This is a genomic window from Streptomyces sp. NPDC058955, assembly GCF_042741435.1.
Classification (GTDB): Bacteria; Actinomycetota; Actinomycetes; order Streptomycetales; family Streptomycetaceae; genus Streptomyces.
Map to the genome: position 1 here is coordinate 73,394 of NZ_JBHYKM010000011.1, position 21,236 is coordinate 94,629.

Annotated in this window: 21 protein-coding genes; 8 read left to right on the forward strand and 13 right to left on the reverse strand. The window is 73.5% G+C overall.

What is annotated here, in order from left to right:
* Window positions 1-175 precede the first annotated feature (175 nt).
* Window positions 176-1,312: an AI-2E family transporter gene (locus ACFW1I_RS07575; protein WP_384667048.1), complete on the forward strand. Its 1,137-nt coding sequence runs from the start codon at window positions 176-178 to the stop codon at window positions 1,310-1,312.
* Window positions 1,313-1,336: 24 nt separating this feature from the next.
* Here the strand turns inward: ACFW1I_RS07575 and ACFW1I_RS07580 are convergent, their stop codons facing one another.
* From ACFW1I_RS07580 to ACFW1I_RS07595, 4 genes are all read right to left on the reverse strand, one after another.
* Window positions 1,337-2,116, reverse strand: coding sequence for a cytochrome d ubiquinol oxidase subunit II (locus ACFW1I_RS07580; protein WP_384667050.1), 780 nt, complete (start codon window positions 2,114-2,116; stop codon window positions 1,337-1,339).
* Window positions 2,117-2,200: 84 nt separating this feature from the next.
* The gene (locus tag ACFW1I_RS07585; protein ID WP_384667053.1) at window positions 2,201-3,487 is read right to left on the reverse strand and encodes a cytochrome ubiquinol oxidase subunit I; all 1,287 of its coding nucleotides are present in this window, start codon (window positions 3,485-3,487) and stop codon (window positions 2,201-2,203) included.
* A 174-nt stretch (window positions 3,488-3,661) separates the two neighbouring features.
* Window positions 3,662-4,339, reverse strand: a complete 678-nt coding sequence (locus ACFW1I_RS07590; RefSeq protein ID WP_384667056.1) for a response regulator — start codon at window positions 4,337-4,339, stop codon at window positions 3,662-3,664.
* On the reverse strand, window positions 4,336-5,556 hold the full coding sequence (locus ACFW1I_RS07595) for a sensor histidine kinase (RefSeq protein ID WP_384667059.1): 1,221 nt from the start codon (window positions 5,554-5,556) through the stop codon (window positions 4,336-4,338). The genes ACFW1I_RS07590 and ACFW1I_RS07595 overlap by 4 nt, the downstream gene beginning before the upstream one ends.
* 101 nt (window positions 5,557-5,657) lie before the next feature.
* Here ACFW1I_RS07595 and ACFW1I_RS07600 point away from each other — a divergent pair, with 101 nt between their 5' ends.
* The 4 genes from ACFW1I_RS07600 (at window position 5,658) to recX (ending at window position 9,160) form a co-directional block, all read left to right on the forward strand.
* Window positions 5,658-6,431 (forward strand): SGNH/GDSL hydrolase family protein, encoded by a 774-nt coding sequence (locus ACFW1I_RS07600; protein ID WP_384667062.1) that lies wholly within the window; start codon window positions 5,658-5,660, stop codon window positions 6,429-6,431.
* 231 nt (window positions 6,432-6,662) lie between these two features.
* Window positions 6,663-7,259 (forward strand): hypothetical protein, encoded by a 597-nt coding sequence (locus tag ACFW1I_RS07605; RefSeq protein ID WP_384667065.1) that lies wholly within the window; start codon window positions 6,663-6,665, stop codon window positions 7,257-7,259.
* Window positions 7,260-7,455: 196 nt separating this feature from the next.
* A complete protein-coding gene (recA, locus tag ACFW1I_RS07610; protein WP_031015101.1) occupies window positions 7,456-8,589 on the forward strand; it encodes a recombinase RecA in 1,134 nt (377 codons plus the stop codon).
* 4 nt (window positions 8,590-8,593) lie between these two features.
* Window positions 8,594-9,160, forward strand: a complete 567-nt coding sequence (recX, locus tag ACFW1I_RS07615) for a recombination regulator RecX (RefSeq protein WP_384667068.1) — start codon at window positions 8,594-8,596, stop codon at window positions 9,158-9,160.
* A gap of 66 nt (window positions 9,161-9,226) precedes the next feature.
* Here recX and ACFW1I_RS07620 read toward each other — a convergent pair whose 3' ends face one another.
* The 8 genes from ACFW1I_RS07620 to ACFW1I_RS07655 form a co-directional block, all read right to left on the reverse strand.
* The gene (locus tag ACFW1I_RS07620) at window positions 9,227-9,640 is read right to left on the reverse strand and encodes a rhodanese-like domain-containing protein (RefSeq protein ID WP_384667071.1); all 414 of its coding nucleotides are present in this window, start codon (window positions 9,638-9,640) and stop codon (window positions 9,227-9,229) included.
* Window positions 9,637-10,221, reverse strand: a complete 585-nt coding sequence (locus ACFW1I_RS07625; RefSeq protein ID WP_384667074.1) for a cysteine dioxygenase — start codon at window positions 10,219-10,221, stop codon at window positions 9,637-9,639. The genes ACFW1I_RS07620 and ACFW1I_RS07625 overlap by 4 nt, the downstream gene beginning before the upstream one ends.
* A gap of 172 nt (window positions 10,222-10,393) precedes the next feature.
* Window positions 10,394-10,480, reverse strand: a complete 87-nt coding sequence (locus ACFW1I_RS07630) for a putative leader peptide (protein ID WP_369293336.1) — start codon at window positions 10,478-10,480, stop codon at window positions 10,394-10,396.
* A gap of 32 nt (window positions 10,481-10,512) precedes the next feature.
* Window positions 10,513-12,360 (reverse strand): FAD-dependent monooxygenase, encoded by a 1,848-nt coding sequence (locus ACFW1I_RS07635; RefSeq protein WP_384667077.1) that lies wholly within the window; start codon window positions 12,358-12,360, stop codon window positions 10,513-10,515.
* Window positions 12,361-12,692: 332 nt separating this feature from the next.
* On the reverse strand, window positions 12,693-13,583 hold the full coding sequence (locus ACFW1I_RS07640) for an amino acid ABC transporter permease (RefSeq protein ID WP_384667080.1): 891 nt from the start codon (window positions 13,581-13,583) through the stop codon (window positions 12,693-12,695).
* Window positions 13,580-14,254, reverse strand: coding sequence for an amino acid ABC transporter permease (locus ACFW1I_RS07645; RefSeq protein ID WP_384667083.1), 675 nt, complete (start codon window positions 14,252-14,254; stop codon window positions 13,580-13,582). Before ACFW1I_RS07645 ends, ACFW1I_RS07640 begins: the two co-directional genes overlap by 4 nt.
* A gap of 175 nt (window positions 14,255-14,429) precedes the next feature.
* Window positions 14,430-15,251 (reverse strand): glutamate ABC transporter substrate-binding protein, encoded by an 822-nt coding sequence (locus ACFW1I_RS07650; RefSeq protein WP_384667086.1) that lies wholly within the window; start codon window positions 15,249-15,251, stop codon window positions 14,430-14,432.
* A gap of 54 nt (window positions 15,252-15,305) precedes the next feature.
* On the reverse strand, window positions 15,306-16,091 hold the full coding sequence (locus ACFW1I_RS07655; protein WP_384667089.1) for an amino acid ABC transporter ATP-binding protein: 786 nt from the start codon (window positions 16,089-16,091) through the stop codon (window positions 15,306-15,308).
* A gap of 261 nt (window positions 16,092-16,352) precedes the next feature.
* On the opposite strand from ACFW1I_RS07655, the gene ACFW1I_RS07660 reads away from it, so the two are divergent.
* Complete coding sequence (locus ACFW1I_RS07660; RefSeq protein WP_384667092.1) at window positions 16,353-17,072, forward strand: response regulator transcription factor; 720 nt, start codon at window positions 16,353-16,355, stop codon at window positions 17,070-17,072.
* Window positions 17,073-17,090: 18 nt separating this feature from the next.
* Window positions 17,091-18,488, forward strand: coding sequence for an ATP-binding protein (locus ACFW1I_RS07665; protein WP_384667095.1), 1,398 nt, complete (start codon window positions 17,091-17,093; stop codon window positions 18,486-18,488).
* Window positions 18,489-18,504: 16 nt separating this feature from the next.
* Here the strand turns inward: ACFW1I_RS07665 and ACFW1I_RS07670 are convergent, their stop codons facing one another.
* Entirely contained in the window at window positions 18,505-19,503 is a 999-nt protein-coding gene (locus tag ACFW1I_RS07670; protein ID WP_384667098.1) for a TAXI family TRAP transporter solute-binding subunit, read from the reverse strand.
* Between the two features lie 557 nt (window positions 19,504-20,060).
* On the opposite strand from ACFW1I_RS07670, the gene ACFW1I_RS07675 reads away from it, so the two are divergent.
* Complete coding sequence (locus tag ACFW1I_RS07675; protein WP_384667101.1) at window positions 20,061-21,230, forward strand: four-carbon acid sugar kinase family protein; 1,170 nt, start codon at window positions 20,061-20,063, stop codon at window positions 21,228-21,230.
* Window positions 21,231-21,236 lie beyond the last annotated feature (6 nt).

Below are 21,236 nucleotides of genomic sequence, written 5' to 3' on the forward strand. Positions count from 1 at the left end.
GCGACCCACAAAATCTCACCACACACAACCCCCCCCCCGCGCGCCGGCGGGGCGGGGCCCCCCCGCCCGGCCCCGCCCCCCCCCCCCCCGCCCCGGCCGCCCCCCCCCCGCCGCCGACTCCGGCGGGCGGCCGCCCACCGAGGCCGTCCCCACCGCCGCGGCGTCCGGGGCGCACATGCCCCGCTGGCTGCCGCGCGCGATGGTCCTCGCGCTCGCCCTGTACGCCTGTTTCCTCCTCGGCGACTGGGCCTTCCACCAGCTCGTCGGCCTGCTCGTCAACATCCTCCTCGCCTTCTTCCTGGCGCTCGCCATCGAACCGGCCGTCGGACGCATGGCGGCGCGAGGGATGCGCCGGGGGCTCGCCACCTTCCTCGTCTTCTTCGGCGTCCTCGTCGTCGGCATCGGCTTCGTCGTGCTGCTCGGCTCGATGCTCGCCGGCCAGATCGTCGACATGGTCGAGAACTTCCCCAAGTACCTCGACTCGCTGATCAACTGGATCAACGAGACCTTCCGCACCGACCTCTCCCGGGTCGAGGTCCAGGACAGCGTGCTCAAGTCGGACTGGCTGCAGAAGTACGTGCAGAACAGCGCCACCGGCGTCCTCGACGTCTCCGCGACCGTCCTCGGCGGGCTCTTCCGACTGCTGACGATCTTCCTCTTCGCCTTCTACTTCGCGGCCGACGGACCCCGGCTCCGCCGCGCGCTCTGCTCCGTCCTGCCGCCCGCCCGCCAGGCCGAGGTGCTGCGCGCCTGGGAGATCGCCGTCGACAAGACCGGCGGCTACCTCTACTCGCGCGGCCTGATGGCCCTCATCTCCGGCGTCGCGCACTTCGTGCTCTTCGAGATCCTCGACGTGCCCTACGCGCCCGCGCTCGCGGTCTGGGTCGGTCTGGTCTCCCAGTTCATCCCCACCATCGGCACCTACCTGGCCGGCGCGCTGCCGATGCTGATCGCCTTCACGGTGAACCCCTGGTACGCGCTGTGGGTGCTCGGCTTCGTCGTGATCTACCAGCAGTTCGAGAACTACGTCCTCCAGCCCAAGCTCACCTCCAAGACGGTCGACATCCACCCGGCGGTGGCCTTCGGCTCGGTGATCGCCGGCACGGCCCTGCTCGGCGCCGTCGGCGCGCTGATCGCCATCCCGGCCGTGGCCACCCTCCAGGCGTTCCTCGGGGCGTACGTGAAGCGGTACGACGTCACGGACGACCCCCGGGTGCACGGCTACCGCAGATACGGAGAGGCCGTCGTGGCACGGCTCCAGAAGGCCCTCCATTCCAAGAAGGACAATCCGGGGAGCCCCGAGGACACGTGACGGCGCCGCTCGCCCGCGGCGGCGTCACAGGTACGAGGGGCCGGTGACGCGGCCGCGGAACGAGTACCAGATCCAGCCCTGGACGGCCGCGAGCAGCGGGGTGACGACGGCCAGCGCCGGGACGAGCAGGGCCAGCGTCCTCGGCGCCGCCGCCTGCTCGGCCAGCGGCAGGGCCGAGCCCGCCCAGAGCGGCAGCCCGCCCAGCAGGACGGCGGTGAGCGCGAGCGGATGCCAGGGCCGCCCCGCCCGGCCGACCAGTCGCCGGGCCCGCTGGTACGGGGCGCCGGTGAGCCGCAGCGAGGCGAACCCGAGCCCGTGCGCGGCGAACAGGGCGGCGACCGCCGCCGCGGCCACGACGGCGACGGGCCCGGTGGCGGGCTCGTACGGTCTGCCGGTGAGGAGGGCCGCGAGCAGCAGGCCCCAGGCGAGGGCGACCGCCCAGCTGCCGGCTGTCACGGCGGCGTCGCAGGCGGCGCGCCAGCGGGGCCCCGGGCCCCGGCCCCGTGACCACAGGCCCGCGTCCCGCACGATCCAGCCGGCCAGGAGTGCCACGAGCACCGGTGCCTGGCCGCTCAGCAGCTCGCCCTCCAGCGCGGGGAAGCAGCCGACGAGGACGCCGGCGGTGGCGACCAGCCACACCTCGTTCCCGAGGAAGAAGGGGGCGAAGGAGGCGACGACGAGTCTGCGTTCGGCGTCGCCGCGGCCGAGCCAGGGCAGCAGCATGCCGCTGCCGATGTCCGTGCCGGCGAGCACGAACCAGCCGGTGGCGCAGAGGGCGAGCAGGGCGACGGCCAGGGTTTCCACGGTTCTCCTCGGGCCCGGGGGCGGGTCGGCGTGCGATGTCGGAGTTGGGTGTCGGTGTGCGGCGTCGGTGTCGGGACGGCGGGGTCAGTAGCGGGGCAGCGGCGTGGCGGGGACGGGCGGGGAGTCCTCCTGGACGCGTTCGTCCCGGCCGAGGCCCGTATCGACCGGGCCGCGGCGGGCGTGCCGGGCGAGCAGCCAGAAGTTCAGGACGGCCAGCAGCAGGAAGAGCGTGGCGAACACGGCCAGGGAGAGCCGCATCGTGCCGGGGGAGAGCTCCGAGACGGCGTCCTCGGTCCTCAGCAGCCCGTACACCACCCAGGGCTGGCGGCCCGCCTCACGGAAGACCCAGCCGCCGGTCATGGCGAGGTACGGCAGCGGCACGGAGGCCATGAGGACCAGGTGCCAGAGCCGGAACCTCAGGACGACCTTCCGGAACGCGGCCAGGATCACCCCGGCGAAGCAGAGGTACAGCATCAGCCCGAAGCTGATGAGCATCACCAGACCGCCGCCCCGGGTCAGCCCCTCGGAGGGTATGTAGTCGCCGGGGCCGAAGCGGGTCGTCAACTCGGCCTGCACCCGGGCGATCTCGGCCGCCTGCCCCCGGAAGACGGCCGCCTTCATCGGCTGGAAGGAGGCGAGGGACGCGAACTGGAGCCCGCCGCTGACCGCCGCCGCCATCAGCGCCGGCGCCGCGACGAAGACGCCGGTCCGCAGGCTCCGTCGGAAGAAGTCCGCCTCCGCCGTCCGCCGGAAGAGGTGGTAGGCGCTGACCCCGGCCATGAAGAAGCCGGCGGTGAGCAGGGCTCCCGCCAGGATGTGGGCGAGCGGGAGGAGCGCGGCCGGGTTGGTGAGGACCGCGGCCGGGTCGGTCAGGACGAGCTCGCCGCCCTCGGAGCCGTACCCCACCGGATGGTTGAGGAAGCCGTTGGAGACGAGGATCCAGTACGCGGAGAGGTAGGCGGTCAGGACCACGACCCAGATCGTCGCCAGGTGGGCCCAGCGGCCGAGCCGGTGCCAGCCGAAGATCCACAGACCGAGGAAGGTGGACTCGACGAAGAACGCGACGAGCGTCTCCACGGCCAGGGACGCGCCGAGTATGTTGCCCGCCTCGTGGGTGAGGCCGCTCCAGGCCATGCCGAACTGGAACTCCATGACGAGGCCGGTGACGATCCCGACCGCGTAGTTGATTACGTACAGCTGGCCCCAGAAGCGGACCTGGCGGGCGTCCTCCGGGCGTCGGGTGAGGGTGGCGCGGGTCTGGAGCACGGCCACGACCGTCCCGAGGCCCAGCGTGAGGGCGACGAAGAGGAAGTGGCCTGCGGCGGTGAGGCCGAACTGGAGCCGCGCGAGATCGAGTACGTCCTGATGCACCCTGCCAGCATGTTCGGGCGGGCCCCCACGCCACATCTGACCAGGGGTGACAATCGACGGTCGGCCCCGTACACCTTCGGTGGTGCGCGGACGCCCCGGCGTACCACGAAAGTTGATCGGAGCGGCCCCGGACCCTTAGGGGAGGCCCCGAGGCGGCGGGCCCGGCCGGGGCCGTCAGGCCAGCCAGCCGGGGGTGATCATCCCTGATTCGTAGGCCAGGACGACGAGCTGGGCCCGGTCCCGGACCTCCAGCTTGGTCATGATCCGGCTGACGTGGGTCTTGGCGGTCGCGGGGGAGAGGACGAGCCGGCCGGCGATCTCGTCGTTGGACAGGCCGGCTCCGACCAGGCCCAGGACCTCCCGCTCGCGGTCGGTGAGCGCCTCCAGGCGCGGCGTCGGGTCGGGCCGGCGACCGGCCGGGTCGGCGCGGACGGCGAACTCGGCGATGAGCCTGCGGGTCACCGCCGGCGCGATGAGGGCGTCGCCCCGTGCCACGACCCGCACCGCGTGCAGCAGTTCCATCGGCTCGGTGTCCTTGACGAGGAAGCCGGAGGCGCCGGCGCGCAGCGCTCCGTACACGTGCTCGTCCTCGTCGAAGGTGGTGAGGATGACGACCTTCACGCCGTCGAGCCGGGGGTCGGCGGTGATGCGCCGGGTGGCCTCCAGACCGTCGAGGACCGGCATGCGGATGTCCATGAGGACGACGTCCGGGCGGAGTCCGTCGGCGAGCGCGACGGCCTGCTCGCCGTCCCCCGCCTCGCCGACAACCTCGATGTCCTCCTCGTCGGAGAGGATCGACCGGAATCCGGCCCGGACGAGGGTCTGGTCGTCGGCGAGCACGACGCGGATCATCGCTGCTTCCCTTCCTGCGGGGTGAGGGTGGTGGGGAGGCGGGCGTCGACGAGGAACCCGCCGTCGGCCGGGCCGGCGGTGAGCGTGCCGCCGAGGGCACGGGCCCGTTCGGTCATGCCCCGGACGCCGCTGCCGCCGGCCGTCCCGGCGCGGTCCTGGTCGTCGGGGCGGGTCCGCGGGGTGTTCCCGCCGTCGTCCGCGACGCGGATCCGCACCGTGCCGGTCGCCGTCTCCCAGTCGAGGGTGACGGTGACGGTCGAGGCGGCCGAGTGGCGGGTCACGTTGGTGAGCGACTCCTGCACGATGCGGTACGCGGCGAGGTCCACGGGCGGCGGCAGCGGGACGGGCGTGCCGGTGACCCGGGTCCGCACGTCGAGGCCGGCGGCGCGGGCCCGGGCCGCCAGGTCGCCGAGGAGCGCCAGGCCGGAGGCGGGCGGCGCGGTCGGTGCCGCCTCGTCGGCGCCGCGCAGCACCCCGAGGGTGGCGCGGAGCTCCCGCAGGGCGTCCTTGCTGGTGGTGCGGACCGCGGTCAGGGCCTCGGTGGCGGTGGCGAGCGCGGTCTCGGGGTCGAGGCGCTTGGCGAGCCGGTGCAGGGCGGCGCCGGACTGCACGTTGATGAGGGAGACGGTGTGGCCGAGGACGTCGTGGAGTTCGCGGGCGATCCGCAGCCGCTCCTCGGTGGCGCTCTGTCGGGCGCGGGCCTCCTGCTCGCGCTCGGCGGCCAGGGCCCGCTGCTCCACCTCGTGGAGGTACGCGATCCGGGTGCGCTGGGCGCGGCCCACCGCGACCAGGCTGATCAGCCAGCCGGCGAGCATGGCGAGCGCGGCCTCGTCGATCTGGCGGTGGCCCGGGTCCTGGCGGGCCTCGCCGAGGCCGACGGCGAGCAGGGTGGCCGCGGCGAGGGCGACGGCGGCGGCGAAGCGGCCCTCGGCGGCCGTGGTGTACAGCGCGAGGGCGAAGGCGATCATGAGCGGCCCGTCCTGCTCGGAGAGCGGGTAGTAGGCGACGCACGCGAGGAGGGTGACGACGGCGACGGCGACCGGCCAGGTCCGCCGGAGGACGAGGGCGCCGCAGCCGACGAACACGAGGGCCCAGCCGAGCGCGGCGCGCGGGGCGGACTCGTGGACCTGCCACCCGGAGATCAGCGTCCAGACCGTCACCAGGAGGAGGACGAGGCCGGCGATCAGGGCGTCGGCGGTCCGGGGCGGGAGGCGCATGGGTCGAAGAATAGGCGGGACGGGGGTCGTGGGCCGCCCGTTCCCCCTATACTAAAAAAGTTGAATAGGTAGCGAGTGGGGCAGGGGAAGGCGGTCGATCGATGGACGCGCACGGATACCGGCGGTACGTGGCCCTCGGCGACAGCCAGACCGAGGGCGTCGGCGACGGCGACGACCGCACCGGGCTGCGCGGCTGGGCCGACCGGCTCGCCGAGCACCTCGCCCGCACCGAGCCGGGCCTCCGGTACGCCAACCTCGCCGTACGGGGCCGCCTGGCCGGCGCGGTGCGCGAGGAGCAGCTCCCCGCCGCCCTCGCGCTCCGGCCCGACCTCGCCACCGTCGTCGCCGGGGTGAACGACCTCCTCCGGCCGGGCTTCGACGCCGACGAGACGGCCGGTCACTTGGACGCCGTCTTCGAGGCCCTGACCGCGCAGGGCGCCCGGGTGGCGACCCTCACCTTCCCCGACGTCGGCCGGATCACCCCGCTGGCCCGCCCCCTCGCGCCCCGCGTCCACGCCCTCAACGACCGGATCCGGGAGGCCGCCCGGCGGTACGGCGTGATCGTCGCCGAGACCGCCCACCACGACGTGGTCACCGACCCCCGGCTCTGGAGCGCGGACCGGCTGCACGCCTCGCCGCTCGGGCACGCCCGGATCGCGGCCGCGGTCGCCGACGCGCTCGCCCTGCCCGGCAGCGACGACGGCTGGACCCGGCCGCTGCCGCCCCGGCCGGTCCCCACGGGCCTCCGGGCCGCCGCCGGTGAACTCGTCTGGGCCGGATCCTTCCTCGGCCCCTGGATCGCGCGCCGCGTACGCGGCCGGTCCTCCGGCGACGGCCGGGTCGCCAAGCGCCCGGACCTCCGGCCGGTGGGGTAGCCGGGCGCGGGCCACCGGAGGGCCGGGCCCGGTTCCGGCCCGTCGGCGCGCGCTCCGGCCGCGAACGCGCCGGAACGCGCCGGAGCGCGCGAGGACGCACTCCGCGGGTCAACGCACCGGGTCGGGTTCAGTCGTCTGTAGGTCGTTTCCGGCGAACCGCGGGAACCCGTCCGATGAGCCTCCTACCGTACGGACTGACCGTGCCGACGCGGTCCTACGAGGAGGAAGCCTGTGTCATCGTCCTGCGACCCCCGCTACGCCCCCGCCGGAGACGTGGACGGCGCGCTGATGGTGATCGACTCCCGGCTCAAGGCCGTCCACGACGGCAGGACCGGGACCGACCCCGAACAGCAGCGGTTGCTCGACCAGTTCACCGCGTCCCTGGATCTGCGGGGCGTCCACGACCTGCTGGACGGCGCCTGCACGCTCGTCTTCATGTTCATGAAGTGGCTGCGCAGGGTCCACGAGGAGCACGAACGGGACGTCATCGAGTACGTGGTCCCCAGCCTCGTGACCACGCTGCGCATGATGCCCCGGAGCGTGCGGCCCGAGGCGATCCCCACCATGGCCGGCCTGGTGATCGCGGCCGGCACCGGCCTGAGCCCCAGCCTCTGGCGCCGCCAGTACGGGGACTGGACCAAGGAGGAGATGACCGCCCTGGAGGCCACCGCGCTGCTGCTCGCCGAGCACATCAACCGGATCGCCGGCGACGTCGACTTCGCCACCCGCATGATCGGCGAGACGCTCTCCCGTGCCGACCGGGAGGCGGAGGCGGGATGGGAGCCGGGGGTCGGCCTCGACCCCGGGTGGGACGAGGACGGCGACTAGACGTCGTCCACAGGGAGCGCGTGGCGCGCTTGACACGAAAATCGAACATCTATTCTCATGAAGGTTCCGGCCCTTGGAATCGCGGGCATCTCGGCGAGTTGTCCACAGGTCGGAGAGACGCGAGAGCCCATTGTCAGTGGCAGGGGTTAGCGTCTTTCACATGAAGCGATCGACTCAAGCAAACCGGGTGGAACCCATGGCAGGAACCGACCGCGAGAAGGCGCTCGACGCCGCGCTCGCACAGATTGAACGCCAATTCGGCAAGGGCGCCGTGATGCGCATGGGCGACCGCACCCAGGAGCCGATCGAGGTGATCTCCACCGGATCGACCGCTCTCGACGTCGCCCTCGGCGTCGGCGGTCTGCCGCGTGGCCGTGTCGTGGAGATCTACGGCCCGGAGTCCTCCGGTAAGACGACCCTGACCCTGCACGCCGTGGCCAACGCGCAGAAGGCCGGCGGACAGGTCGCCTTCGTCGACGCCGAGCACGCCCTCGACCCCGAGTACGCCAAGAAGCTCGGCGTCGACATCGACAACCTCATCCTGTCCCAGCCGGACAACGGCGAGCAGGCCCTCGAGATCGTCGACATGCTGGTCCGCTCCGGCGCCCTCGACCTCATCGTCATCGACTCCGTCGCGGCGCTCGTCCCGCGCGCGGAGATCGAGGGCGAGATGGGCGACTCCCACGTGGGTCTCCAGGCCCGACTGATGAGCCAGGCCCTCCGGAAGATCACCAGCGCCCTCAACCAGTCCAAGACCACCGCGATCTTCATCAACCAGCTCCGCGAGAAGATCGGTGTGATGTTCGGCTCGCCGGAGACCACGACCGGTGGCCGCGCGCTGAAGTTCTACGCCTCGGTGCGCCTCGACATCCGCCGCATCGAGACCCTCAAGGACGGCACGGAGGCGGTCGGCAACCGCACCCGCGTCAAGGTCGTCAAGAACAAGGTCGCGCCGCCGTTCAAGCAGGCCGAGTTCGACATCCTCTACGGCCAGGGCATCAGCCGCGAGGGCGGCCTGATCGACATGGGCGTGGAGCACGGCTTCGTCCGCAAGGCCGGCGCCTGGTACACGTACGAGGGCGACCAGCTCGGCCAGGGCAAGGAGAACGCCCGCAACTTCCTGAAGGACAACCCCGACCTCGCCAACGAGATCGAGAAGAAGATCAAGGAGAAGCTGGGCGTCGGCGTCCGTCCCGACGCCGCGAAGGCCGAAGCGGACACCGCCGCGGCGGGTGCGGCGGACGCGGCCGGCGCGGACGACGCCAAGGCCGCCCCGGCCACGGCGGCCAAGGCCGTCAAGGCGACCAAGGCCACCGCGGCCAAGAGCTGAACCGGTGACCGGTCGCACCGAATGGCCGGGTGACAGCCCCGACTCGTCGAGGGCCGAGAAGGAGCTGTCACCCCAGGATCCGGCGGAGCGGGCGCGGGCGATCTGCCTGCGCCTGCTCACCGGAAACCCCCGTACGCGCAAGCAGCTGGCCGATGCGCTGCGCAAGCGGGAGATCCCCGACGACATCGCCGAGGAGGTCCTCGCCCGCTTCGAGGACGTCGGCCTCATCGACGACGCCGCCTTCGCGGACGCCTGGGTGGAGTCCCGGCACCACGGCCGGGGCCTCGCCCGCCGGGCCCTCGCCCGCGAGCTGCGCACCAAGGGGATCGACCCCGGCCTCGTGCAGGAGGCCGTCGGGCAGCTGGACTCCGAGCAGGAGGAGGTCACCGCCCGAGAACTGGTGGCGCGCAAGCTCCGCGCCACCCGCGGTCTCGACCGCGACCGCAGGCTCAGACGGCTCGCCGGCATGCTCGCCCGCAAGGGATACCCGGAGGGCATGGCCCTGCGGGTGGTCCGCCAGGCCCTGGAGGAGGAAGGCGAGTCCACCGACGGCCTGGAGGAGGGCTACTAGACCTCCCCAGGGGTCGGAGCTGTGACCCGGGGCCGGGTCGGGGCCGGGGGCCGGGTCGGCTGGGTGTCAGCCGGTGGTCCGGGTGGCCGGGAGGAGGACCGGGAGGCCCGCCGCCTTCCATGCCTGGAAGCCGCCGATCAGGTCCGTCGCCCGGTGCAGGCCGAGGCGGCGGAGGGACTCCGCCGCCAGCGAGGAGGCGTAGCCCTCGTTGCAGAAGACCACCACCCGCAGGTCGTGGCCGGTCGCCAGGGGGGACCGGTGGCTGCCCAGCGGATCGAGCCGCCACTCCAGCTCGTTGCGCTCCACGACCAGGGCGCCGGGGACCAGGCCGTCCCGGTCGCGCAGGGCCGCGTAGCGGGTGTCGACCAGGAGCGCCGCACCCGCCTCGTACTCCTCGTACGCGGTGCGGGCGTCGATCCGGTCGAGGCCGGACCGCACCCGCTCCAGCAGTTCGTCGATGCCGACGCGTTCCGTGCTCACTGCCAGTCCTCCGGGCGTTCGACCTGCTCCAGGCGGAGCACGGCGCCGGTCCGGCTGAAGCGCCGGATCAGCGGGAGCGGTGGGTAGTAGGCGTGCACCGACACGGCGTGGGTGTCGGGGGAGACGTTCAGCACCTCGTGGAGGTGGTCGCGGCCGAAGGCGCGGCCGTCGCCCGCGTCGAGCCGGCGGGAGCGGTCGAGCCCGTCGGCCAGCTCCAGGGTCTTCCAGCCGCCCGCCGGGAGGCGGACGGCGAGGGCGTGCTCGGTGAGGCTGCCGCGGGCGGTGGTGAAGGCGCCGAAGGACTCGGCGTGGTCGTGCCAGCCGGTGCCGGTGCCGGGTGGCCAGCCGATCAGCCACGCCTCGCTGCCGCCGGGCCCGTCCAGGCGTACCCAGGTACGGCCCTCGGGGTCGAGCGGCAGGGAGTCGACGAGGGCCTGGTCGGCGGCGGTACGGCGGGCGAAGTCCAGCAGTTCGGCGGCCGTCGGAGGAGCGGCGGCCGGGCGGGTGGTGACGGGCGAGGGGGTAGCGGGGGGAGCGGGGGACTGGGGGGCGGGGGAGGGGGTGACAGAAGACGCGGGCACGGGTGACCGTCCTGGAATCGCTGGATTGCGCGCCGCGAGGAAAGGCCGGCGGAGGGCCCGGAGGACAGCCGAGCCCACCGAGCCGGACGGACGTCCGGGACGGGACAGGGCGGGGCGGACCGGCAGGCCGACGGGCCGGTGGCGCGGGGCGCGCGGGGAAGGGGAAGCGAGTTCAGAGGGACGGGCGACACACGCAGCCCGCGTAGCGGATCAGGTCCATATGGACCCTCCGCCACAGGCGTACATCGGTGTCGGTCACGCTCCGGAGTACACCACGCGCGCCCGCGTGAATCAATGGACGTCCGCGGTCCGGTCGTGTCCCAGGGACGCCTCGGCCGGTGCCGGCACCTCGGCGGAGACGGCGGCAGGGGACCGCTCGCCGTCCGCCGTCCCGGCCGGAAGGGCCTTCGGGGACCGCTCGCCCTCGACCGCACCGACCGCACCGACCGCACCGACCGGACCGTCCGGACCGGCCGATCCGACCGGGAGGGCCTTGGCGGAGGCGGAGGCGGAGGCCGCAGGGTCGGTGTCGTCCGGGGCGTTGCCGCGGGCGGCCTCCGCCGCCGCGCGCAGTTCCTCCGGGTGCACGCCGGCGAAGGCGGCGACCAGGTGTCCGTCGGGGCGGATCAGCAGGACGGCGTGGGCGGGGGCGCCCGGGTAGGCGTCGGTCACCAGGACCTCCGCCGTCATCGGCAGCGCCTCGGCGGCCTCCTCCAGACGGGGCATCAGGCCGGCGGTCCGCCAGTGCCGGCGCTCCCACACACCGGAGCCGGGGGCGACCAGCAGGACCAGGAGCCGGGACTGCCCGAGCCGGTCCCGGAGCCGTACCGTCGTGTCGTCGGGGGCCGTCACCTGGACGTCCTCGACGGGAGCCCCGAGCGGCGTGCCCACCGGGATCATGCCCTCGCTGAACGGCGCGGCGAGCGGCGAGTGCGGGTAGGCCGGGGAGGCGCCCAGCGGGCCCCGGCCCAGGTGCCCGTCGGTCAGCAGGGCGTCGTGGCCGCGCAACACGCCCGGCAGATAGGCGCGCAGCCCCCCGCCGCCGCGCAGCGCCGGCAGGGCCTGGTCGGCGGTGCGGAGGCGGGCGGCGACCGCGGTCCTGCGCTCGCTCTGGTAGCTGTCGAGCAGGGCGTCCGGGGCGGCGCGGTGCCAGGTGAGGGCGAGCTTCCAGGCGAGGTTGTCGACGTCCCGGAGGCCCTCGTCGAGGCCCTGGGTGCCGATCGCGCCCAGCAGATGGGCCGCGTCCCCGGCGAGCAGCACCCGGTCGACGCGCCAGCGGCGGGCGAGCCGGTGGTGCAGGGTGTGGACGCCGGTGTCGAGCAGCTCGTACGGGGGCGTGGTGCCGTCGCACCAGCCGGCCAGGGTCTCGCGGATCCGGGCCACCAGGGCGTCCGGGGTGACGAGTTCGCCGCGCGGCGGCAGCAGCCAGTCGATCCGCCAGACCCCGTCGGGCAGCGGGCGGGCGCTGATCTCCTCGCCGACCCCGCGCCACGGGGGCTGACGGTGCAGCACGGACTCGCCGGGCCAGGGGAGTTCGGTGCGCAGGGCGGCGACCGCGTGGCGCTCGACCGCGGTGCGGCCGGGGAAGCGGACGCCGAGCAGCTTGCGGACGGTCGAGCGGGCGCCGTCGCAGCCGACCAGGTGGCTGCCGCGCCACCAGGTGCCCTCCGGGCCGCGGGTGTGGGCGACGACCCCGGAGCGGTCCTGCTCGACGGTGTCCAGACGGGCGTCGGTGACGAGCCGGACGAGCGGTTCGCGGGCGATGGCGTCGCGCAGTCCGCGGGCGAGCGCGTGCTGGGGGATGTGCAGGGGGGCGGCTGGCGCGGCGGGCGCGTCCGGGTCCTCGGACCACTCCTCGGTGCCGCCGAGCCCCAGGTCGAAGGCGACCTCGCGCGGCTGCTTGCGGCGCTGCATCCCGCGCCAGCCGACCCAGCGCAGCCCCTCGTCGCGGACGGTGGCGCAGCCCAGGCGCTCGACCAGGGCGGCCATGTCGGCGCGCAGCACGACGGTCCGCGCCGGACGGGGTTCCTCCTTGCCGGAGGTCTCGTCGAGGACGACGCTGGGCACGCCCTGCGCGGCGAGCGCGAGGGAGAGCGCGAGGCCGACCGGCCCCGCGCCCACGATGATCACCGGGTCCACGGCGCGGCTCCAAAAGGCCGGAAAGTCATGGGGGCAGCACAGCAGAGTGTGGCACGAGCCCGGTGCTTGATCACAGACCGTATGCAACCCAGTCAGGGTGTTTTGCGTCAAGTGACGCGGTGGGCGTGGTGCGGCTGATGTCCGGTCAGGTCCGGTTCCGGGCGCGGCGGGTGCCTCGCGTACCGCTTTTTGCCCCACCAGGACCTCCGGCCCCGCCGCTTGCCCCGGATGCAGGCGGTCCGGGGGAGGGCGACGGGGCCGGAAGTGGACGGGCGCGGAACTTGGGGGGAAACCGGGCCGGTCGGGGTGGTGGTCCTGAGGGATCCGACGGATCAGAGGCCGCCGGCGCTCGCCCCGCCCATCTCGACGTTCACGACCGGGGCCGCGTCCTTCACCGCGGCCGCCTTGCGGCCCTGGCGCAGCCGCTTCTCCAGCCGGGCGGCGAGGTAGGTGAGGAGGGCGTTGAGCGCGATGTAGATCAGGGCGATGACGGTGAAGGCGGCGATCGTGTTGGCGCCGTAGTTGGCGGTGATCTGCCGGTTCTGGCTGAGGAGTTCGCCGAAGCCGAGCATCGCGCCGCCGAGCGCGGTGTCCTTCACGATGACGACGAGCTGGCTGACCAGGGCGGGGAGCATGACCGTCACGGCCTGCGGCAGCAGCACGTACAGCATGGTCTGCCCCTTGCGCATGCCGAGCGCGACGGCCGCGTCGCCCTGGCCCCGGGGGAGCGAGAGGACGCCGGCGCGGACGACCTCGGCGATGACGGAGGCGTTGTAGAGCACCAGGCCGGTGACGACCGCGTACAGGGGGCGGAAGTCGGAGCTTACCGGGGTGTAGTTCGCGTAGATCTGGCTCGCGAAGATCATCAGCAGCAGCACCGGGATGGCGCGGAAGAACTCGACGACCGCGCCGACCGGGACGCGCACCCAGCGGTGGTCGGAGAGCCGGCCGATGCCCAGGGCCGCGCCGAGCGGCAGCGCGATCAGGATGGCGAGCGCGGCGGCCTTCAGGGTCTCGATCAGGCCGGGGATCAGATACGTCGTCCACACCTGGGAGTCGGTGACGAACGGGCTCCACTTCTCGGCCGCCAGCTGGTTCTTGTCGGCCAGGGCCGAGAGCACCCAGTAGGCCACCAGGCCCAGGACGGCGAGGAAGACGACCGTGTAGAGGACGTTGCGCCGCCTGGCCTTGGGGCCGGGGACGTCGTAGAGGACGGAGTTCATCGCTTCACCGCCAGTCGCTTGGCCGCCCAGCCGAGGAACAGGCCGGTGGGGAGGGTGAGGAGGATGAAGCCGAAGGCGAAGATGCCGAAGACCACGAAGAGGGCGTCGGCCTCGTTCTCGATCATCTCCTTCATCAGGAACGCGGCCTCGGCGGCGCTGATCGCCGCCGCCACCGTGGTGTTCTTGGTGAGGGCGATGAGCACGTTGGCGAGCGGGGTGATCGCCGCGCGGAACGCCTGCGGGAGGATCACCAGGGTCAGCACCTGGGCGAAGCTCATGCCCAGCGCTCGGGCGGCCTCCGCCTGGCCCGCCGGGACGGTGTTGATGCCGGAGCGCAGCGCCTCGCAGACGAAGGTGCCGGTGTAGGCGGTGAGACCGAGGATCGCGAGGCGGAAGCCGATCTCCTCGAAGTTCTCGCCGCCGAGCGTGATCTGGAGGGTCTGGTTGAGGCCGAAGGAACAGGCCACGATGACCACGGTCAGCGGAGTGTTGCGGACGAGGTTGACGTACGCCGTGCCGAAGCCGCGCATCAGCGGCACCGGGCTGACCCGCATGGCGACCAGGGCGGTGCCCCAGACCAGCGAGCCGATCGCCGAGTAGAGGGCGAGCTGCGCCGTCACCCAGAAGGCGCCGAGCAGGTCGTACTGCCCGGAATCAAGAAAGTCGAACACGATGCCCCGCGCTCTCCCCTGGTGGTCGGTCGGTGGGACGGCCGGTGCGTCGGCAGCGGCCGGTGGCGGGGGGGGGGGGGGGGGGGGCGGGGGGGCGGGGGGGGGCCGGCGCCGCGCGGGGGCGCGGGCCGCCCCGCGGGGGGGGGGCCCCCCCCCCCCCCCCCGGCGCGCTCGGTCAGCCCGCGATCTTCGGGGCCGGCTCGTTCTTGTAGCCCGACGGGCCGAAGTGCTGCTTCACGAGCTTGTCCCAGGTGCCGTCGGACACCATCTTCTCCAGGGCCTTGTTGATCTTGCCCTTGAGCTCGGAGTCGCCCTTCTTGAGGCCGATGCCGTAGTTCTCGTCGCTCATCGAGAGGCCGGCGAGCTTGAACTTGCCCTGGTGCTCCTTCTGCGAGGCGTAGCCCGCGAGGATGGAGGCGTCCGTGGTGAGGGCGTCGACGGCCTTGTTCTCCAGGCCGGTCAGGCACTCGGAGTAGCCGCCGAGCTGCTGGAGGTCGGCCTTCGGGGCCAGCTTCTCCTTGACGTTCTGCGCGGAGGTCGAGCCGGTGACCGAGCAGAGCTTCTTGGTGTTGAGGTCCTCGACCTTGGTGATCGAGGTGTCGTCGGCGCGGACCAGCAGGTCCTGGTGGGTCAGGAAGTACGGACCCGCGAAGTCGACCTCCTTCAGACGCTTCTCGTTGATCGAGTAGCTCGCGACGACGAACTTCACGTCGCCGTTCTTGATGAGGTTCTCGCGCTCGGCCGACGGGGCCTGCTTCCAGTTGATCTTGTCCTCGGCGAAGCCGAGCTCCTTGGCGACGTACTTGGCGACGTCGACGTCGAAGCCGGCGTACGAGCCGTCCGGGGTCTTCAGGCCGAGACCCGGCTGGTCGAACTTGATGCCGATGGTGATCTTGTCGCCGTTGCTGCCGGAGTCCGAGCCGGTGCCACAGGCGGTGGCGGTCAGGGCGAGGACGACGGCGGCCGCGGCGGCGGCGGAGGCGTTGCGAAGCTTCATGGGTGAACGTCCCTTGAGTAGGCGTGAGTTGCGAAGACTAGGTCGTCGACTCGCTCAGTGGTGCAGGATTTTGGAGAGGAAGTCCTTCGCCCGGTCGCTGCGCGGGTTGCTGAAGAACTCCTCGGGGGTGGCCTGTTCGACGATCCTGCCGTCGGCCATGAAGACGACCCGGTCGGCCGCGGAGCGGGCGAAGCCCATCTCGTGCGTCACGACCACCATCGTCATGCCCTCACGGGCCAGCTGCTGCATGACCTCCAGGACCTCGTTGATCATCTCGGGGTCCAGGGCCGAGGTCGGCTCGTCGAAGAGCATCACCTTCGGGTCCATGGCGAGCGCGCGGGCGATCGCCACGCGCTGCTGCTGCCCACCGGAGAGCTGCGCCGGGTACTTCTCGGCCTGCGCGGCCACGCCCACCCGCTCCAGGAGGGCGCGGGCCTTGACCTCCGCCGTCTTCTTCTCCGTGCCGCGGACCTTGATCTGACCCAGCATCACGTTCTCGAGCACGGTCTTGTGCGCGAAGAGATTGAAGGACTGGAAGACCATGCCGACGTCCGACCGCAGCCGGGCCAGCTCCCTGCCCTCCGCGGGCAGCGGCTTGCCGTCGATCGTGATCGTCCCGGCGTCGATCGTCTCCAGGCGGTTGATCGTCCGGCACAGCGTCGACTTGCCGGAACCCGACGGCCCGATGACGACGACGACTTCACCGCGGCCGATCGTGAGGTCGATGTCCTGCAGCACGTGCAGCGCGCCGAAGTGCTTGTTCACTCCGGACAGGACGACCAGATCCTCCTGGGCCCGGGGGGAGTCCTCGTGGTCCTTGGACACTGCCACTCCGCTCATCGGCCTCTTGCTCCGTCCTCCTCGGTTGGGAGGACACTAGAGACACGTTCGGATGAGCGTCATCACATCTGAGCGGAAATTGAGGATAACGATAAGGCCACAAGCGGACACCCTGGGTGAAGGTGACCTGCGGCGCCGTACCGGGTGAATAACGGAAGCGGACGGTCCGCCCGGCGACACTTGACTGTGACGTCGGTGATCGGCGTTCATGAACGTTCATGCCCCGATCCGGGCACCCCCGGCGAACGAGAGGAGAAGACCATGCGACTGCTGCTCGTCGAGGACGACGACCACGTCGCCGCGGCCCTCTCCGCGATCCTCGCCAAGCACGGCTTCGCCGTCACCCACGCCCGCAACGGCGAGGAGGCCCTCCAGGCCGTCCTGCCCACCGCACAGGGCGAGCGGCCCTCGTACGGGGTGATCCTGCTCGACCTCGGCCTCCCCGACCAGGACGGCTACCAGGTCTGCGCCCGCATCCGGAAGCTCACCGCCACCCCGGTGATCATGGTCACCGCCCGTGCCGACGTGCGCTCCCGGATCCACGGCCTCAATCTCGGCGCCGACGACTACGTCGTCAAGCCCTACGACACCGGGGAACTGCTCGCCCGCATCCACGCCGTCTCCCGGCGCAACCCCGGACCCGGCGCCCCCGACGACGGAGGTACGGGCTCCGCCGGCGAGGCCACCGTGCTGCACCTCGGCGCCGTCGCCGTCGAGCTGCCCACCCGGCGCGTCAGCGTCGACGGCGAGCCCGTCGCCCTCACCCGCAAGGAATTCGACCTGCTCGCCCTGCTCGCCCAGCGGCCCGGCGTCGTCTTCCGCCGCGAACAGATCATCTCCGAGGTCTGGCAGACCAGTTGGGAGGGGACCGGCCGCACCCTGGAGGTGCACGTGGCCTCGCTCCGCTCCAAGCTGCGCATGCCCGCCCTGATCGAGACCGTGCGGGGCGTCGGCTACCGCCTGGTCGCCCCGGCCGCGTAACGCCCGGCCGCCCCGCCCGTGCGCACCCGACTCCTCCCCCTCCTCATCGTGCTGATGGCGGGGGTCCTCCTCGCCCTCGGCTTCCCGCTCGCCGCCAGCCTCGCCGCGGCCCAGCAGCAGCGGGTCGTCGTCGACCGCCTCGACGACGCCGCCCGCTTCGCCGCCCTCGCCCAGTTCGTCGACGACCCCGCCACCGTCCGGGACGAGCGCCGCACCACCCTCAGCGGCGAGCTCGCCAGCTACCACGACGTGTACGGCATCCGGGCCGGCATCTTCTACCGCGACAACCGCGCCATGGCCGCCGCCCCCGAGGGCTGGGTCGTCCCGTACGAGGGGGAGGGCCGCCGGGCCTTCAACGAGGCCCTGCTCGGCCGCCGCAGCCACGACCCGCCGCAGGTCTGGCCCTGGCAGCCGCACGCCCGCCTCACCATCGCCTCCCCGGTCGTCCGCGACGGGGACGTCATCGCCGTCGTCGTCACCGACTCGCCCACCGGCGAGCTCCGCGCCCGCATCCTGCGCGGCTGGCTGGTGATCTTCGCCGGCGAGGCCGCCGCCATGCTGCTCGCCGTCGGCGCCGCGGTCCGCCTCACCGGATGGGTGCTGCGGCCGGTCCGCGTCCTGGACGGCGTCACCCACGACATCGCCACCGGACGGATGAACTCCCGGGTCGCCGAGGCCGGCGGACCGCCCGAACTGCGCCGCCTGGCCCGCTCCTTCAACGAGATGGCCGACCACGTCGAGGAATCCCTCGAACAGCAGCGGGCGTTCGTCGCCGACGCCTCCCACCAGCTCCGCAACCCGCTCGCCGCGCTGCTGCTCCGCATCGAGCTGCTCGCCCTCGAACTCCCCGAGGGGAACGAGGAGATCGCCTCCGTGCGCACCGAGGGCAAGCGGCTCGCGCAGGTCCTCGACGACCTCCTCGACCTGGCCCTCGCCGAGCACGCCGCCGCCGACCTCCGGCTCACCGACGTCGGCGCCCTCACCGCCGAGCGGATCGCCTCCTGGCGGCCGGTCGCCGACGAGAAGGGCGTCCGCCTGGTGGGGGAGTGCGGGGCGGCCACCGGCTGGGCGGACCCGGTGGCCCTGTCCAGCGCGCTGGACGCGGTCGTCGACAACGCGCTCAAGTTCACGCCGGCGGGCGAGCAGGTCACCGTACGGGTCCTGGCGGGGAGCGACAGCGTGGAGGTCGTCGTGGCCGACCTCGGCCCCGGACTCACCGAGGACGAGCTGAGCCGGGTCGGGGACCGCTTCTGGCGCTCCGGCCGCCACCAGAACGTCAAGGGCTCGGGCCTCGGCCTCTCCATCGCCCGGGTGCTGCTCACCGCCACCGGCGGCGGGATCGCCTTCGCCCCGAACGAGCCGCACGGGCTGCGGGTGACGGTCACCGTGCCGCGGTACGCGCCCACCGACGGGTGACGTCAGGGCGTACGGCTCAGGGCTTGACCGAGCGGTAGTAGCGGCGGGCGCCGTCGTGGAGGGTGAGGGGCTCGGTGTAGACGGCGGTCCGCAGGTCCACCAGCTGCGCCGGGTGCACCTGGCTGCCGATGCTGTCCCGGCTGTCGATCACCGAGCGGGTGAACCCCTCCACCAGGTCCGGGTCGGCGTCAGCCGTCGTCACCATCAGGTTCGCCACCGCCAGCGTGGGCACCTGCTGCCCGTCCTGCGCGGCCGCGTACGCGTCGGGCGGGATCGTCGCGGAGCGGTAGTGCCGGGTGGACTCGCCCACGTCCCGCAGCGCGTCCACGAGCGGCGCGTCCATCGGGATCAGCCGGACCGGGGTCCGCTCCGACAGCTTCTGCACGGCCGCGGTCGGCAGCCCGCCGGACCAGAAGAAGGCGTCCAGCTCGCCCTTCTCCAGCATCTCCGGCATCGCGTCGATGCCGACCGGCACCGCCGTCACCTCCCGGGACGGGGTGATCCCGGCCGCCGCGAGGACCCGGTCCGCTATCAGCCGGACGCCCGAGCCGTCCTGGCCGACGCCGACCCGCAGCCCGCGCAGGCCGGAGACGCTCTGGACCGACGAGCCCTTGCGGACGACCAGCTGGACGTAGTCGTCGTAGAGCCGGGCGCAGCCGCGCAGCCGCTCGAAGCCCGGCCGGCGGTCGCGGATGTACTGCGCCACGGCGTCGGCGGTCGCGACGGTGAAGTCGGCCTCGCCGGAGGCGACCCGCGACAGGTTCTGCTGGGAGCCCTCGCTGTCCGTGAGCGTGATCGACACGTCGGGGAGGTCCTCGGCCATGGCCTGCTTCAGCAGCTCCCCGTACTGCTGGTAGACCCCGGAGCGGACGCCGGTGCTGAAGGTGATCGAGCCGCTGGGCGTCGAGGTCCCGAAGGGCGCCAGCCACCACAGCAGCACCGCGACCGCCGCGAGCAGCGCGGCCGCCAGCGCGAGGACGCGGCGGCGGGCGGCACGGGTGAGCGAGGGGACCATGCCAGCGATCCTGCCAGGTGGCCCGCGGCCCTGACCAGGGCGACCGGGCGCGGGCGGCTGTGATGTGCGCTGCCCGGCCGCCGCCGGTGGCGCGGTGGCCCTCCGTGGCGCTGCGTGCCCCCTCGTGGCCGCGGGTGTCGACGGGACGACTGTGAGCCACGGGGCGCGGGGCGGGAACCGGTGACGGACCGCGGGGCGGAACGGGCGACGGAACGCGGGGCGGGAACGGGTGACGGACCGCCGGACCGCCGTGAGCCCGGGAACGCGCTCCGCCGAACTGGTGAGCGGGCCGCCGGAGGGATGCCGTGCCGTGTGTCCTGCCGCGGCGGCGGGGGTCCGTCCGGTTAGCGTCGGCAGCGCTCGGTGATCTTGAGGGCTGCTCCCCCTGCCCGCCCCTGGCACCCGCCGAGCCTCCGGCCCGCCCCTGTCCCACGGGAGTGTCGGCACTGCCCGTGGCCCGATCCCGCTGGACTGGGCGGGCCCGGGCACGTGAGGGTGGGGACCGGCACCGCACGCCGCCGTCCCGTCCGCACCCGTACGACCCGAGGAAGCCGCCGATGCACTCCGCCCCGTCCGTCACCCCGCCCCGCGTCGCCGTCCTCGCCGACGACCTGACCAGTGCGGGGGACGGGGCTGCGCCGTTCCGCCGGGCCGGCCACCGCGCCCGGGTCCTGCTCTCCGGCAGCCCGCTCGCCGGTCACGGGCAGGAGGACGGGGTCCTCGCCGTCGACCTCGGCAGCCGGCTCCTGGACGCGGACGCGGCCGGGGACCGCACCCGGGAGGCGGCCCGCGCGCTGGCCGGCGCGGGGCTGCTCCTCAAGACCGTCGACTCGACCCTGCGCGGGCACGTCGCCGCCGAGATCCACGCCGCGCGGGAGGGCTCCGGCCGGCCGTCGGTGGTGATCGCCCCGGCCTTCCCCGCCGAGGGCCGCACCACGCTCGCGGGCGTCCAGCACGTGCGCGGCGTACGCGTCGACGAGAGCGAGTTCGCCCGCGACCCCGCCCACCCCGTCCGGACCGCCGACCTCGCCCGGATCCTCCCGGACGCCGTCCTCGTCGACCCCGACCGGACCGAGCTGCTCCCCGAACTCCTCCCGGACGGCGGATTGTTCGTCTGCTCCGCCGCCGCCGACGCCGATCTGGACCGGATCGTCGCCGCCGTGCCCGACCACCGGGCCGTCCTGTGGGTCGGCTCCCCGGGCCTGGCCGCCGCCCTGGCCCGCCACCACACCCACCCGGACCCCTCGGACGCCGCCGCCGAACTCCCGCCCGCCGCCCGCCCCTTGGTCGCCGTCGGCAGCGCCAACCCCGCCACCCGCCGCCAGCTCGACCTGCTCGCCGCCGCGCCCGGCGCGGTCGCCGCCGACGCCGCCGACCGGCTGCGGGCCGCCGACACCCCCGTACGCATCCTCCACACGCCCCACGAACGCCGCGCGGACCCCGCCGAGTTGACCCGCCGCCTCGCCGCTTCCGTGGCCGCCCTCGCCGACCGGGCCCCCTTCGACGGCCTGGTGCTCACCGGCGGCGAGACCGCCGAGGCCGTGCTGCGTGCGCTCGGCGCCCACGGCATCGACCTCCACGACGAACCCGAACCCGGCATCGCCCGCGGCACCCTCGCCGGCCCGGCCGGCCTCTCCCCGGTCCCCGTCGTCATCAAGGCGGGCGGCTTCGGCGACGACCGCACCCTGCTGCGCCTGCACGCCCTCCTCACCGGCGACCCCGCCTGAGGGAGG

Coding starts and splice junctions, on each gene's coding strand:
- ACFW1I_RS07595 (WP_384667059.1), bottom strand. CDS start 5,556: ATGCGCCTCCCGCCCCGGACCGCCGACGCCCTGATCGCCGGCCTCGTC.
- ACFW1I_RS07660 (WP_384667092.1), top strand. CDS start 16,353: ATGCGACTGCTGCTCGTCGAGGACGACGACCACGTCGCCGCGGCCCTC.
- ACFW1I_RS07650 (WP_384667086.1), bottom strand. CDS start 15,251: ATGAAGCTTCGCAACGCCTCCGCCGCCGCCGCGGCCGCCGTCGTCCTC.
- recA (WP_031015101.1), top strand. CDS start 7,456: ATGGCAGGAACCGACCGCGAGAAGGCGCTCGACGCCGCGCTCGCACAG.
- ACFW1I_RS07670 (WP_384667098.1), bottom strand. CDS start 19,503: ATGGTCCCCTCGCTCACCCGTGCCGCCCGCCGCCGCGTCCTCGCGCTG.
- ACFW1I_RS07675 (WP_384667101.1), top strand. CDS start 20,061: ATGCACTCCGCCCCGTCCGTCACCCCGCCCCGCGTCGCCGTCCTCGCC.
- ACFW1I_RS07575 (WP_384667048.1), top strand. CDS start 176: ATGCCCCGCTGGCTGCCGCGCGCGATGGTCCTCGCGCTCGCCCTGTAC.
- ACFW1I_RS07590 (WP_384667056.1), bottom strand. CDS start 4,339: ATGATCCGCGTCGTGCTCGCCGACGACCAGACCCTCGTCCGGGCCGGA.
- ACFW1I_RS07600 (WP_384667062.1), top strand. CDS start 5,658: ATGGACGCGCACGGATACCGGCGGTACGTGGCCCTCGGCGACAGCCAG.
- ACFW1I_RS07655 (WP_384667089.1), bottom strand. CDS start 16,091: ATGAGCGGAGTGGCAGTGTCCAAGGACCACGAGGACTCCCCCCGGGCC.
- ACFW1I_RS07640 (WP_384667080.1), bottom strand. CDS start 13,583: ATGAACTCCGTCCTCTACGACGTCCCCGGCCCCAAGGCCAGGCGGCGC.